General features: G+C 69.7%; 13 protein-coding genes. 11 read left to right on the top strand and 2 right to left on the bottom strand.

The window, feature by feature from the left end; all coding sequences use genetic code 11:
• From ABNT58_RS24930 to ABNT58_RS24910, 5 genes are all read left to right on the top strand, one after another.
• On the top strand, positions 1-358 hold a 358-nt coding region (locus tag ABNT58_RS24930), incomplete at its 5' end, for a DUF3619 family protein (protein ID WP_348756080.1).
• The gene (locus ABNT58_RS24925; protein WP_348756079.1) at positions 355-1,164 is read left to right on the top strand and encodes a DUF3106 domain-containing protein; all 810 of its coding nucleotides are present in this window, start codon (positions 355-357) and stop codon (positions 1,162-1,164) included. The genes ABNT58_RS24930 and ABNT58_RS24925, both read left to right, overlap by 4 nt.
• Positions 1,164-1,694, top strand: a complete 531-nt coding sequence (locus ABNT58_RS24920) for an RDD family protein (protein WP_348756078.1) — start codon at positions 1,164-1,166, stop codon at positions 1,692-1,694. The genes ABNT58_RS24925 and ABNT58_RS24920 overlap by 1 nt, the downstream gene beginning before the upstream one ends.
• 17 nt (positions 1,695-1,711) lie before the next feature.
• Positions 1,712-2,101 (top strand): diacylglycerol kinase, encoded by a 390-nt coding sequence (locus ABNT58_RS24915; protein WP_348756077.1) that lies wholly within the window; start codon positions 1,712-1,714, stop codon positions 2,099-2,101.
• Positions 2,102-2,103: 2 nt separating this feature from the next.
• A complete protein-coding gene (locus ABNT58_RS24910) occupies positions 2,104-2,685 on the top strand; it encodes a TIGR00730 family Rossman fold protein (protein WP_348756076.1) in 582 nt (193 codons plus the stop codon).
• Here ABNT58_RS24910 and ABNT58_RS24905 read toward each other — a convergent pair.
• The gene (locus ABNT58_RS24905) at positions 2,682-3,020 is read right to left on the bottom strand and encodes a P-II family nitrogen regulator (RefSeq protein WP_046112213.1); all 339 of its coding nucleotides are present in this window, start codon (positions 3,018-3,020) and stop codon (positions 2,682-2,684) included. The genes ABNT58_RS24910 and ABNT58_RS24905 overlap by 4 nt on opposite strands.
• Positions 3,021-3,175: 155 nt before the next feature.
• Here ABNT58_RS24905 and ABNT58_RS24900 point away from each other — a divergent pair, with 155 nt between their 5' ends.
• Positions 3,176-4,348 carry a GNAT family N-acetyltransferase gene (locus tag ABNT58_RS24900; RefSeq protein WP_348756082.1) on the top strand — a complete coding sequence of 391 codons (1,173 nt, stop codon included), beginning with the start codon at positions 3,176-3,178 and terminating at the stop codon, positions 4,346-4,348.
• Here the strand turns inward: ABNT58_RS24900 and ppa are convergent.
• A complete protein-coding gene (gene ppa, locus ABNT58_RS24895) occupies positions 4,345-4,881 on the bottom strand; it encodes an inorganic diphosphatase (RefSeq protein ID WP_348756075.1) in 537 nt (178 codons plus the stop codon). The genes ABNT58_RS24900 and ppa overlap by 4 nt on opposite strands.
• A gap of 225 nt (positions 4,882-5,106) precedes the next feature.
• Between ppa and ABNT58_RS24890 the strand changes: the two genes are divergently transcribed.
• The 5 genes from ABNT58_RS24890 to ABNT58_RS24870 form a co-directional block, all read left to right on the top strand.
• Positions 5,107-7,173, top strand: coding sequence for a sodium-translocating pyrophosphatase (locus ABNT58_RS24890; RefSeq protein ID WP_348756074.1), 2,067 nt, complete (start codon positions 5,107-5,109; stop codon positions 7,171-7,173).
• 20 nt (positions 7,174-7,193) lie between these two features.
• A complete protein-coding gene (locus ABNT58_RS24885) occupies positions 7,194-10,385 on the top strand; it encodes a response regulator (protein ID WP_348756073.1) in 3,192 nt (1,063 codons plus the stop codon).
• Between the two features lie 35 nt (positions 10,386-10,420).
• Positions 10,421-11,242, top strand: a complete 822-nt coding sequence (locus ABNT58_RS24880) for a protein-glutamate O-methyltransferase CheR (protein ID WP_348756081.1) — start codon at positions 10,421-10,423, stop codon at positions 11,240-11,242.
• Positions 11,239-11,826, top strand: coding sequence for a chemotaxis protein CheB (locus tag ABNT58_RS24875; protein ID WP_348756072.1), 588 nt, complete (start codon positions 11,239-11,241; stop codon positions 11,824-11,826). The genes ABNT58_RS24880 and ABNT58_RS24875 overlap by 4 nt, the downstream gene beginning before the upstream one ends.
• Positions 11,823-12,304 (top strand): response regulator (locus ABNT58_RS24870; protein WP_348756071.1); only part of this gene is annotated, 482 nt, incomplete at its 3' end. The genes ABNT58_RS24875 and ABNT58_RS24870, both read left to right, overlap by 4 nt.

The raw sequence follows: 12,304 nt of genomic DNA, 5'->3' as shown, positions 1-12,304 counted from the left end.
CCCGCCCGACATCGAGACCCGCCTGCGCTTTGCGCGCGAGCAGGCGCTGCAGCGCGCCCGCGTGGTGCGCCAGGCCGCCCAGGTGGCCGAGCCGGTGGTGGCCATGGGCCACGGCGGCGCCGCCGCGCTGCGCCTGGGCCGCGGCGCGCGCCCCGGTGGCAGCTGGTGGCTGCGGCTGGGCTCGGCGCTGCCCGTGGTGGTGCTGGCCGGCGGCCTGCTGCTGATCCACGACTGGCAAAGCCGATCGCAGATCGAAGCCGCGGCGGACATCGACACCGCGCTGCTCACCGACAGCGTGCCGCCCGATGCCTACAGCGACCCCGGCTTCGCTGAATTCCTGAAGTCGCCGGCCGAATGACGCCCCACGCCACGCCCTGCGGCGGCCTGGCGGCGGCCGCGCGCGGCCTGCTGCTGGCGCTGCTGTGCGCCGCGGGGCTGGCCAGCGCGCAGCCTACGGCCAGCGGCACCAGCTGGAAGCAGCTCACGCCTGCGCAGCGCAGCGCGCTGGCACCGCTGGAGCGCGACTGGTCGGCGCTGGAGCCGCGCCGGCAGGAAAAGTGGCTGGAAATCGCCGCCCGCTTTCCCAACATGCCCGCCGACGAGCGCGCCCGCATGCAGGACCGCATGGCCGAATGGGCCAAGCTCTCGCCCAAGGAGCGTGGCCAGGCACGCGTCAACTTCCAGGAAGCCCGGCAGCTGAGCGCTGAAGAACGCAAGGCCCGCTGGGAGAGCTACCAGGCCCTGCCCGAAGACGAAAAGCGCAAGCTGGCCGAGCGTGCCCGCCCGCCGCGCAACGACCGCGACACGCCGGTCAAGCCGGCTTCGCCCGTCAACCGGGACGGCAGCAAGTCCAACATCGTGCAGCTGCCGGCTGCGCCCACCACGGTGCGGCCGGTGGCGCCCACGGTGGTGCAAACCGGGCCGGGCGCCACCACCACGCTGCTGTCGCGGCCCGCGCCCAAGCCGCCGCTGCACCAGCAGGCCGGCGTGCCCAAGATCGCCGCCACCCCGGCCTTCGTCGATTCCGCCACCCTGCTGCCCAAGCGCGGAGCCCAGGGCGCAGCCGTGGTGCCGCCGGCGCCCGCCAAAAAGCCGTCCGAGCCCCGGGCGGCGGAAGCGCCCGCCAGCCCCGCCGCCTCTGCACCCGAAAGCCCCGAGTCCTGATGTCGGTGGAGCTTCCTTCGCAGGTCGACGTGCCCGGCATCTGGCGCCGGCTGGCCTGTTTCCTTTATGAAGGCGTGCTGCTGTTCGGCGTGGTGATGATCGCCGGCTACCTCTACAGCGCCCTCACCCAGCAACGCAATGCGCTCGAAGGCCGGCATGGCCTGATGGCCTTCCTGTTCCTGGTGCTCACGGTGTACTTCGTCTGGTTCTGGTCGCACGGCGGCCAGACGGTGGCGATGAAGGCCTGGCATGTGCGCGTGCTGCGCACCGACGGCCAGCCGCTGTCGCAAGGCCAGGCGCTGGCCCGCTCGCTGCTGGCCTGGATCTGGTTCCTGCCCGCCACCGCCACCGCGTGGCTGGCCGGTCTGCACAGCCTGGGCGCCATCACGGCGCTGCTGGTGGTGGGTGTGCTCACCTACGCCGCGCTGGCGCGGCTGCACCCCAGGCGCCAGTTCCTGCACGACGCCCTGTGCGGCACCCAGCTGGTGACCTGGCGGCCCGTGCGCCGGCGCCGCGAGGCAGCGGTGTGAACCCGCATGATCGCGGCATGACCGCACCCAACCCGTACAAGGGCCGCACCGGGCTCGACCGCATCGTGCGGGCTGCCGGCCACTCGGCCGACGGCTTGCGCGCCGCCTACACCGGCGAAAGCGCCTTCCGCCAGGAGGTGTGGCTGGCGGTGATCCTGGTGCCGGCCGCCTTCTGGCTGGGGCGCAGCTGGGTCGAGGTGGCGCTGCTGGCCGGCAGCGTGCTGCTGGTGATGGTGGTGGAGCTGCTCAACTCCGCGGTGGAAGCGGTGGTCGACCGCGTTTCGCTGGAGCGGCATGAGCTGTCCAAGCGCGCCAAGGACATCGGCAGCGCGGCGGTGCTGATGGCGTTGCTGCTGTGCGGCGGCATCTGGTGCGGGGCGCTGTGGCACCGCTTCGCAGGAGCTTGACGATGGCCTGGTCGGTGGCGGTGTACTGCGGCTCGCGCATGGGCGATTCGCCCCTTTTTGTGCAGGCGGCCCGGCAGGTGGGTGAACTCATCGCCCGCAGCGGCGGCCGCCTGGTGTACGGCGGCGGCAAGGTGGGCCTGATGGGCGCGGTGGCCGATGCGGCGCTGGGCGCCGGCGGCCCCGTGCTGGGCGTGATTCCGCAGGCGCTGATGGACCGCGAGGTGGGCCACCACGGCATCACCGAGCTGCAGGTGGTGAACACCATGCACGAGCGCAAGCTGGCCATGGCCGAGGCGTCCGACGCCTTCCTGGCTTTGCCCGGCGGCATCGGCACGCTGGAAGAGCTGTACGAGATGTGGTCGTGGCAGCAGCTGGGCTACCACGACAAGCCGGTGGCGCTGCTCAACGTCGATGGCTTCTACGACGCGCTGCTCGATTTCACGCGCACCAGCCACCAGCGCGGCCTGATGTCGCAAGCGCAGTTCGAGGCGCTGATGGTGGACACCGACGCGCCGCGCCTGCTGCAGCGGCTGCAACAGGCCGCCGCCCGCGCTACCGGCCCGGACGACTACACAAGCGCTTAAATAGCGGATTCGTCGGTCTCGCCAGTGCGGATGCGCACCACCTGGTCGATCGGCGAGACGAAGATCTTGCCGTCGCCGATCTTGCCGGTCTTGGCGGCCTTGACGATGGCCTCGATGCAGCGGTCCACGTCGTCGTCCTTGACCACCACTTCCACTTTCACCTTGGGCAGGAAGTCGACCACGTACTCGGCGCCACGGTAGAGCTCGGTGTGGCCCTTCTGGCGGCCGAAGCCCTTGACCTCGACCACGGTCAGGCCCGACACGCCCACTTCGGCCAGCGCCTCCCGCACTTCTTCCAGTTTGAAGGGCTTGATGACGGCGGTGATCTGTTTCATGGCGGGCTCCGAAAATGCGTCAAATTGCATTGATTTAAGCACGGAAGCCCCCGGACCTGGGGGATGCCGCGACAGCGTCCCGGCCTCGCGGCGGGTCACCCGGGCCGGGCCCGGCCACAGGCGATGATCAGGGGGTGAAAGCGCATGACAAGCCCCTGGCCGACCCGGTGATCCGGGTGCACGACGACCCCGCCGCCCTCGATGCCGACGCCTGGAACGCCCTGCTGGCAGCCCAGCCCTCGCCCACGCCCTTCCTGCGGCATGAATACCTGCTGGCCATGCACCGCTCGGGCAGCGCCGTGGCCGCCACCGGCTGGTCGCCGGCCTTCCTGACGGTGGAGCAGGACGGCCAGTTGCGCGGCGCCTGCGCGCTGTACCTCAAGAGCCATTCGTACGGCGAGTACGTCTTCGACTGGGCCTGGGCCGATGCCTACGAGCGCCATGGCCTGGCCTACTACCCCAAGCTGCTGGGCGCGGTGCCGTTCACGCCGGTGCCCGGCACCCGGCTGCTGGCGGCCGACGAAGCCGCCCGCACGCTGCTGGTGCAGGCGATCGGCGCCTTTGCGCGGCAGGCGCAGCTGTCGTCGGCGCACCTGCTGTTCGTGGACGAAGCCGACCGCGCCGCCTTCGAGCGCGCCGGCTGGCTGATGCGCGAGGGCGTGCAGTTCCATTGGACGGCGCCGGCGGGCCAGCCGTGGGGCAGCTTCGAGGATTTCTTGTCCAGCCTGCAGCGCGAAAAGCGCAAGAAGATACAGCAGGAGCGGCGCAAGGTGCAGGAGGCCGGGGTGAGCTTCAGCGTGCACCAGGGCAGCGAGATCGACGAGGGGCTGTGGGACTTCTTCCACCGCTGCTACACCCTCACCTACCGGGCGCACCACTCCAAGCCGTACCTGAAGCGCGCGTTTTTCGCCGAGATGGCGCAGCACCTGCCGCAGCACTGGCTGATGTTCGTGGCCTGGCAGGGCGAAGGCGCGCAGCGCGAGCGCATCGGCGCTTCGTTGATCGCGCTCGACCCTGAGCGCCGGGTGGCCTATGGGCGCTACTGGGGCAGCACCGAGTACGTGCCCTGCCTGCACTTCGAGGCCTGCTACTACCAGCCGTTGGCCTGGTGCATTGCGCAGGGCTACCGGCGCTTTGAAGGCGGGGCGCAGGGCGAGCACAAGATGGCCCGCGGCCTGCTGCCGGTGAAAACGGCGTCAGCCCACTGGCTGGCCGACCCACGCTTTGCGTCGGCGGTGGCCGACTTCCTGGCGCAGGAAGGCGCCGGCATCGGCGCCTATGTGGACGAGCTGAAGGAGCGCAACCCCTTCAAGCCCGGCGCTGCTTAGGCCTGGGCCTTCTTGTACGCCTCGATGCCCGAGCGGATCTCTTCCTTGGCGGCTTCGGGGCCTTCCCAGCCTTGCACCTTGACCCACTTGCCGGCTTCCAGGTCCTTGTAGTGCTCGAAGAAGTGCTGGATGGCCTTCAGGCGCATCTGGTTGATGTCTTCGGGCTTTTGCCAGTGGGTGTAGATCGGCAGCACCTTGTCGATGGGCACGGCCAGCAGCTTGGCGTCGCCACCGGCCTCGTCTTCCATCTTCAGCACGCCGATGGGGCGGCAGGTGACCACCACGCCGGGCGACAGCGGGAACGGGGTGATGACCAGCACGTCCACCGGGTCGCCGTCGTCCGACAGCGTCTGCGGCACGTAGCCGTAGTTGCACGGGTAGTGCATCGCGGTGGTCATGAAGCGGTCGACGAACAGCGCGCCGCTCTCCTTGTCCACTTCGTACTTGATCGGGTCGGCGTTCATCGGGATCTCGATGATCACGTTGAACTGCTCGGGGGCGTTCTTGCCGGGGCTGACTTTTTCGAGGCTCATGCTGTTTTCTCGAGGGCTTGGAAGGAAGGTGCGCGATTCTATGGGCCGTGTTTTTCGCCGCCCTGACAGCGCCCGGCATCACAAGGAAAACACCATGCAAAGCGTGCATGACCATCCCGTAGCATGGTCCGGCACCGCCAGCCAGCCGCCCCACAAGGCGCGCGTAACAAGACAAGACTGGCACTCGATCCGCACCAAGTGACCCACTGGAAGAGGAGAGAACCGATGTCGAACCCCATGGCGCTGTATGCAGCGCTGGCTTGCGGCCTGGCCGCTGTCGTCTACGGCTTCGTGCAGCGAAGCTGGATCCTGCGGCAGGACGCCGGCAATGCGCGCATGCAGGAAATATCGGCCGCCATCCAGCAGGGTGCGGCGGCCTACCTGGCGCGGCAGTACCGCACCATCGCCATCGTCGGCGTCGTGCTCGCCATCCTGATGGGCGTGTTCCTCGACCTCACCACGGCCATCGGCTTCGTGGTGGGCGCGGTGCTCTCGGGCGCCTGCGGCTTCATCGGCATGAACGTTTCGGTGCGTGCCAACGTGCGCACCGCGCAGGCAGCCACGCGCGGCATCGGCCCGGCACTGGATGTCGCCTTCAAGGGCGGCGCCATCACCGGCATGCTGGTGGTGGGCCTGGGGCTGCTGGGCGTGACGCTGTTCTTCTGGTTCGTGGCCGGCCATGCTTCGGCCACCGACGGCAAGGCGCTGTCGGCCGCGCTCAAGCCGATGCTGGGGCTGGCCTTCGGCTCGTCGCTCATCTCCATCTTCGCGCGGCTGGGCGGCGGCATCTTCACCAAGGGCGCCGACGTGGGCGCCGACCTGGTGGGCAAGGTGGAAGCCGGCATCCCCGAGGACGACCCGCGCAACCCGGCCGTGATCGCCGACAACGTGGGCGACAACGTGGGCGATTGCGCCGGCATGGCGGCCGACCTGTTCGAGACCTATGCGGTGACGCTGATCGCCACCATGGCGCTGGGCGCGCTGATGGTCACCGCGGCCCCGATGGCCGCGGTCTTGTATCCGCTGGTGCTGGGCGGGGTGTCCATCATCGCCTCCATCATGGGCTGCTTGTTCGTCAAGGCCAGCCCGGGCATGAAGAACGTGATGCCGGCGCTGTACAAGGGGCTGATCGTCGCGGGCGTGCTGTCGCTCATCGCCTTCTGGTTCGTCACCGGCGCGGTGATGCCGGCCGATGCGCTGGGCGCCAACACGCACCTGCGCCTGTTCGGCACCTGCGTGGTGGGCCTGCTGCTCACCGCCGTGCTGGTGTGGGTGACCGAGTACTACACCGGCACCCAGTACAAGCCGGTGCAGCACGTGGCCCAGGCCAGCACCACCGGCCATGGCACCAACATCATCGCGGGGCTGGGCGTGTCGATGCGCTCGACCGCCTGGCCGGTGATCTTCGTGTGCATCGCGATCTTGGCGGCCTATGCGATGGCGGGCCTGTACGGCATCGCGGTGGCGGCCACCTCCATGCTCAGCATGGCCGGCATCGTGGTGGCGCTCGATGCCTACGGCCCCATCACCGACAACGCCGGCGGCATTGCCGAGATGAGCGAGCTGCCCGACAGCGTGCGCGCCGTCACCGACCCGCTGGACGCGGTGGGCAACACCACCAAGGCCGTGACCAAGGGCTATGCCATCGGCTCGGCCGGCCTGGCGGCGCTGGTGCTGTTCGCCGACTACACCCACGCGCTGGAAGCACGCGGCCTGCAGGTCAGCTTCGACCTGAGCAACCACATGGTGATCGTGGGCCTGTTCATCGGCGGGCTGATTCCCTACCTGTTCGGCGCGATGGCGATGGAAGCCGTGGGCCGCGCCGCCGGCAGCGTGGTGGTGGAGGTGCGCCGCCAGTTCAAGGAGATCCCCGGCATCATGGAAGGCACCGGCAAACCGCAATACGGCCAGGCGGTGGACATGCTGACCAGCGCCGCCATCAAGGAGATGGTGGTGCCCAGCCTGCTGCCGGTGGTGGTGCCCATCGTGGTGGGCCTGCTGCTGGGGCCGGCGGCACTGGGCGGGCTGCTGATGGGCACCATCGTCACGGGCCTGTTCGTGGCCATCAGCATGTGCACCGGCGGCGGCGCCTGGGACAACGCCAAGAAGTACATCGAAGACGGCCACCACGGTGGCAAGGGCAGCGAGGCGCACAAAGCCGCCGTCACCGGCGACACCGTGGGCGACCCCTACAAGGACACGGCCGGCCCGGCCGTCAATCCCCTCATCAAGATCATCAACATCGTGGCGCTGCTGATCGTGCCGCTGATCCCGCCCGGCGCGATGGGGTGACGGCTTCCTAGAATGGGGCGATGCAGTACACCCAGCCGCGCGACCTCCTCATCACCTTCCTGCTCGCGGCCATCCCCGCGCTGATCTTCCTGGTCGACGTGCAGACCCCCCTCGGTTATGCCGAGTGGGCGCTGTACATGATCCCGATGGCGCTGACGCTGCTGCAGCAGCGGCTGTGGGTGCCGCTGGTGCAGGCCGCGGTGTCCACGGTGCTCATCATCGTGGGCTACTTCTATTCGGGCGGCAACGTCTCGGCCACCGGGTTCGCCCACGTCAACCGCGGCATCGGCATCGTCGCGGTGTGGACCATCGCCTTCACCGTGCTGCAGGCGCTCAAGACGCGGCGCCAGGTGGCTGACGTGCTGTGGCAGCAGCAGGGCGAAAGCGCGGTGGCCCAGGCACTGCTGGGCGAGCTGACGCCCGAGCAGATCGGCCAGAAGGCGATGCGCGCGCTGTGCGAGTTCACGCATGCGCCGGTGGGCGTGCTCTACCGGCTGGAAGGCAACACCCTGCTGCGCTGCGGCGGCCATGGCTTCGACGCGGCGGCCACCCCCGACCGCTGGCAATTGCCCGACGGCCTGCTGGGCGAAGTGGCCACCAGCGGCGAGCTGCGCCACCTGCAGGACGTGCCGGCCGGCCACCTGCCCATCACCAGCGGCCTGGGCCGCAGCCCCTCCGCCCAGCTGCTGATCGCGCCTTTGCGCGCAGAAGGCCAGGTGTGCGGCGTGGTGGAAATCGGCTTCACGGCCAGCGCCGCCCAGCTGGGCGAAGCGCGCATGGCCCGCAAGCGCGCGCTGCTGCGCGAAGTGGGCGAATCGGTGGGCGTGGCCATGCGCAGTGCGCTGTACCGCGAGCGCCTGCTCACGCTGCTGGAAGAAACCCAGCGCCAGAGCGAAGAGCTGCAGGCCCAGCAGGAAGAGCTGCGCGTGGCCAATGAAGAGCTGGAAGAGCAAAGCCGCGTGCTGACCGAATCGCAGGCGCGGCTGGAAGCCCAGCAGGTGGAGCTGGAGCACACCAACCTGGAACTGTCAGAACAGAAGTCCTCGCTGGAGCGGCAGAAGCAGCACCTGGTGCAGGCGCAGTCGTCGCTGCGCATCCAGGCCGACCAGCTCAAGGAAGCCAGCCGCTACAAGTCGGAGTTCCTGGCCAACATGTCGCACGAGCTGCGCACGCCGCTCAACAGCGCGCTGATCCTCTCGCGCCTGCTGGCCGACAACCGCGAAGGCACGCTGACGGCCGACCAGGTGAAGTACGCGCAGACCATCCATGCCGCCAACAACGACCTGCTGGCGCTGATCAACGACGTGCTGGACCTGTCCAAGATCGAGGCGGGCAAGGCCGACCTGTCACTGGCGCCGCTGCGCATGGACGAGCTGCTGGAGCGGCTGCGCACCACCTTCGAGCCGCTGGCGATGCAAAAGGGCGTCAAGCTCCAGGTGGTGGCCGAGCATGGCCTGCCCGCCCGCCTGCACACCGACGGGCTGCGCCTGCAGCAGGTGCTGAAGAACCTGATGGCCAATGCGCTGAAGTTCACCGAGCGCGGCCAGGTGACGCTGCGGGCGATGCCGGTGGCCGCAGCCGAAGGGGTCGAGGCTGGCGATGCCGGCCGCGTGGCCTTCGCGGTGCAGGACACCGGCATCGGCATTCCGAAGTCGCAGCAGGAGGTGATCTTCGAGGCCTTCCGCCAGGCCGATGGCAGCACCAGCCGGCGCTTCGGCGGTACCGGGCTGGGCCTGTCGATCTCACGCGAGCTGGCGCGCCGCCTGGGCGGCGACATCGCGGTGGAGAGCGAACCCGGCGTGGGCAGCACCTTCACGCTGGAAGTGCCGGTGATGCTGAGCGAAGAGGCCGCCGCGCAGGAGGCGCAGGCCGCGCCCGCGCCGGCGCCCACGGCCCCGCGCGCGATGCCCGATGCCCGCCCCGCACCGGCGCCCTCACCCGCCCCCTCGCCGGTGCCGGCTGCGGCGCACACCGCGGCCCCGACCCCGCCCCCGGCCCCGGCCACGCCGCGCACCAGCACGCCGCGCCGCCACAGCGGCCGCCTGGTGCTGGCGGTGGAAGACGACCCGACCTTTGCCAAGGTGCTGTGCGAGCTGGCCACCGACCTGGGCTTCGACTGCGAGACCGCCGCCACCGGCGAAGAGGCGCTGCAGATGGCCCGCGAGCTGCGGCCCAACGGCATCCTGCTGGACGTGGGCCTGCCCGACCAGTCGGGGCTGACGGTGCTGGAGCGCCTCAAGCGCGACCCCGACACCCGCCACATCCCGGTGCATGTGGTCTCGGCCCATCCGCACGTGCAGACGGCGCGTGAACTGGGCGCGGTGGGCTACCTGCAAAAGCCGGTGGACCGCGAAGGCCTGGCCGGCGCGCTGGACGCCCTTCAGAAACGAATGCAACAGCAGGTACGTCGGTTGCTGATCGTTGAGGATGATGAAGGTTTGCGCAGCCACCTGGAGCTGCTGCTGGGGGGCGAAGGGGTGGAGATCACTGCGGTGGGAACGATTGCCGGTGCGCTGGCGCAGCTCGGCCGCGCCACCTTCGACTGCATGGTGATGGACTTGGCGCTGCCGGACGGCAGCGGTTACGACCTGCTGGAACGGATTGCGGCAACCGAGGACTACGCGTTTCCGCCCGTCATCGTCTACACCGGGCGTGAACTCAGCCGCGACGAAGAGCAGCGGCTGCGCAAGCATTCGCGCTCCATCATCGTCAAGGGGGCGCGTTCGCCCGAACGCCTGCTCGATGAGGTGACCCTGTTCCTGCACAGCGTCGAAGCCACGCTGCCGGCCAACCAGCGCCAGCTGCTGCGCCAGGCCCGCCAGCGCGACGCGGTGCTGGACGGCCGCCGCATCCTGCTGGCCGAGGACGACGTGCGCAATATCTTTGCGCTGTCCAGCGTGTTCGAGCCCCTGGGCGCCAAGCTCATCATCGCCCGCAACGGCAAGGAAGCGCTGCACAAGCTGGAGACCGAAGGCGCCCAGATCGACCTGGTGCTGATGGACATCATGATGCCGGAGATGGACGGCCTGACCGCGCTGGGCCACATCCGCGCGCGGGCCGAATGGGCCAGCCTGCCGGTGATCGCGCTCACCGCCAAGGCCATGGCCGACGACCGTGAACGCTGCCTGGCCGCCGGCGCCAACGACTACATCGCCAAGCCGATCGACGTCGACAAGCTGGTGTCGCTGTGCCGCGTGTGGATGCCCAAGTGAACGCAGTGCACGAGCCAGCCGAGTCGCCGCGGGCGATGCAGGACGAACAGCTGTTCGACCTGGAGATCCGCCTGCTGCTCGATGCCGTGTACCAGCGCTGGCAGCACGACTTCCGCGACTATGCGGTGAGTTCGCTGCGCCGGCGCATGCGCCAGGCGATGACGCATTTCGGCTGCGAGAACCTCTCGCAGCTGCAGGGCCGTGTGCTGCACGAGCCCGACGTGTTCGCGCAGATGCTGCAGTTCTTCACCGTGCAGGTCAGCGAGATGTTCCGCGACCCCAGCTACTTCCGCGCGCTGCGCGAGCAGGTGCTGCCGGTGCTGCGCACCTACCCGTCGCTCAAGATCTGGGTGGCCGGCTGCAGCCACGGCGAGGAGGTGTGGTCGCTGGCGATCCTGCTGGCCGAAGAAGGCCTGCTGGGCCGCACCATCCTTTACGCCACCGACATCAATGCCAGCGCGCTGCAGCGGGCCGAATCGGGCGTCTATCCACTCGACCGGGTGGCCGGCTTCAGCCGCAACTACCTGGCCGCCGGCGGCCGCGGCTCGCTGTCCGACCACTACACCAGCGCCTATGGCGGCGTGGCCTTCGACCGGCGGCTGAAGCAGCAGATCGTGTTCGCCGACCACAGCCTGGCCACCGACAGCGTGTTTTCCGAAGTGCATTTCGTCTCCTGCCGCAACGTGCTCATCTACTTCAACCGCGCGCTGCAGGACCGCGCGCTGGGCCTGTTCAAGGAATCGCTGGTGCGCCGCGGCTTCCTGGGCCTGGGCCTGCGCGAGACGGTGCAGTTCAGCGGCCATGCGGCCGACTTCGAGCCCTTCGTGCCCGATCAGCGCATCTACCGCAAGGCATGAGCAGCGACACCCTTCCCTTCCGCCCCGAGGCCGTCGTGATCGGCGCCTCGGCCGGTGGCGTGCAGGCGCTGCAGCTGCTGCTGGGCGCGCTGCCGGCCAGCTTTCCGGCCGTGGTGGCCGTGGTGCTGCACCTGCCGCCCGACCGCCCCAGCGGCCTGGCCGCGCTGCTGGCCGCCGGCTGCGCGCTGCCGGTGGAAGAAGCCATCGACAAGCAGCCGCTGCGCCCCGGCAGCGTGGTGGTGGCGCCGCCCGACTACCACCTGCTGGTGGAGCCCGACCGCCGGGTGGCGCTGTCGGTGGACGAGCCGCTGCTGTATTCGCGCCCCGCGATCGACCCGCTGTTCGAAAGCGCGGCGCTGGCCTATGGCCGCGGGCTGCTGGGCATCGTGCTCACCGGTGCCAGCCGTGACGGCAGCGCCGGCCTGGCCGCGGTGCGGCGCCAGGGCGGCCAGGCCTGGGTGGAGTCGCCTTCCACCGCCATCGTCTCCACCATGCCGGCGGCCGCGCTGGCCCACGCGGGCGCCGACCTGGTCGCGCCCCTTCCCGAACTTGGCGCCCGGCTGGGCGCACTGGCCCACGCATGATCACCACGCCGCTCACCCCTTCCTGTGACGACGTCAGCCTGCTGGTGGTCGACGACGTGCAGCAGAACCTGGTGGCCATGCAGGCGCTGCTGGCACGCCCGGGCGTCAAGGTGCTGACCGCCCGCAGCGGGCCCGAGGCGCTGGAGCTGCTGCTCACCCAGGACATCGCGCTGGCGCTGCTCGACGTGCAGATGCCCGACATGGACGGCTTCGAGCTGGCCGAGCTGATGCGCGGCGCCGAACGCACCCGCGGCGTGCCCATCATCTTTTTGACGGCGGCGCCGCGCGACGGCCAGCGCCTCTTCCGCGGCTACGAAGCCGGCGCGGTCGACTTCCTCTACAAGCCGGTGGACCCCGAGGTGCTGCAAAGCAAGGTGGCGGTGTTCGTCGAGCTGTTCCAGCAGCGGCGCGCGCTGGCGCAGACGGTGGGCGAGCTGCAGCGGGTGATCGCGCTCAACGAGGCGATGGTGGCGGTGCT

It is taken from the genome of uncultured Aquincola sp. (genome assembly GCF_964001545.1).
Classification (GTDB): Bacteria; Pseudomonadota; Gammaproteobacteria; order Burkholderiales; family Burkholderiaceae_C; genus Aquincola.
This window is presented reverse-complemented; position numbering and strand designations above follow the sequence as displayed.

Excerpts from the sequence above, each read along its gene's own strand:
- ABNT58_RS24915 (WP_348756077.1), top strand. The coding sequence starts at position 1,712 with ATGACCGCACCCAACCCGTACAAGGGCCGCACCGGGCTCGACCGCATC.
- ABNT58_RS24905 (WP_046112213.1), bottom strand. The coding sequence starts at position 3,020 with ATGAAACAGATCACCGCCGTCATCAAGCCCTTCAAACTGGAAGAAGTG.
- ABNT58_RS24875 (WP_348756072.1), top strand. The coding sequence starts at position 11,239 with ATGAGCAGCGACACCCTTCCCTTCCGCCCCGAGGCCGTCGTGATCGGC.
- ABNT58_RS24920 (WP_348756078.1), top strand. The coding sequence starts at position 1,164 with ATGTCGGTGGAGCTTCCTTCGCAGGTCGACGTGCCCGGCATCTGGCGC.
- ABNT58_RS24890 (WP_348756074.1), top strand. The coding sequence starts at position 5,107 with ATGTCGAACCCCATGGCGCTGTATGCAGCGCTGGCTTGCGGCCTGGCC.
- ABNT58_RS24925 (WP_348756079.1), top strand. The coding sequence starts at position 355 with ATGACGCCCCACGCCACGCCCTGCGGCGGCCTGGCGGCGGCCGCGCGC.
- ABNT58_RS24910 (WP_348756076.1), top strand. The coding sequence starts at position 2,104 with ATGGCCTGGTCGGTGGCGGTGTACTGCGGCTCGCGCATGGGCGATTCG.
- ABNT58_RS24885 (WP_348756073.1), top strand. The coding sequence starts at position 7,194 with ATGCAGTACACCCAGCCGCGCGACCTCCTCATCACCTTCCTGCTCGCG.
- ppa (WP_348756075.1), bottom strand. The coding sequence starts at position 4,881 with ATGAGCCTCGAAAAAGTCAGCCCCGGCAAGAACGCCCCCGAGCAGTTC.
- ABNT58_RS24880 (WP_348756081.1), top strand. The coding sequence starts at position 10,421 with ATGCAGGACGAACAGCTGTTCGACCTGGAGATCCGCCTGCTGCTCGAT.